The 604-nt window shown below is 39.1% G+C and carries 1 protein-coding gene; it reads right to left on the bottom strand.

All coding sequences use genetic code 11. The annotated features are described in order from the left end of the window. Nucleotides 1-554 (bottom strand): IS66 family transposase (locus tag CXF74_RS21605; RefSeq protein ID WP_198552967.1); only part of this gene is annotated, 554 nt, incomplete at its 3' end. Nucleotides 555-604: the final 50 nt, after the last annotated feature.

The raw sequence follows: 604 nt of genomic DNA, 5'->3' as shown, positions 1-604 counted from the left end.
GTTTTATGAAACATCGCATTTTTTCTATCTCGGACAACTATTTTTAACATCGCTTCAATCCGATTATTATCAAGTTTCACACCTTCATGATGGCAAAATAGACTCAATCCTGTGTAGTGTTTTAAAAAATAGCTTATCGCTTTGCCAAGACCACTGTTTTCTTCAATGCTTTGATTATTAAAATGGGTTTCTCCCCATGTTTTAATTTCCTCAAGTATCGGTAGTGAATGGGCCTTATGATATTCAAGCCTCTCTAATAACGAGAGTTTAAGCCCCATTATCTTATGTTCATTTGTCCAAATTTCACCATATCGTTCGAGGAGTTGCTCAACCTCATCGGGAAAATGATTGATAACATCTACAAACTGCCGTCTTGCATGACTATTGCAAAGTGAACTGGCAACATCGCGAATACTAGGCTGGTTACTTGGTAGTGCGTCACTCATCAAAATGGGAATGGCCGTCACGTTACGCTTGTATAAAATGCGGTCGATGAATTCGCCGGCATGACCAATATTGGTTTCAAATAGCACAATATCATGGTTACTTTTCAAACTTGCGATGACGCCTGAGCTATAAACACCCGAGCGCAATCGTATTTTGT

It is taken from the genome of Psychromonas sp. Urea-02u-13 (assembly GCF_002835995.1).
Classification (GTDB): domain Bacteria; phylum Pseudomonadota; class Gammaproteobacteria; order Enterobacterales; family Psychromonadaceae; genus Psychromonas.
This window is presented reverse-complemented; position numbering and strand designations above follow the sequence as displayed.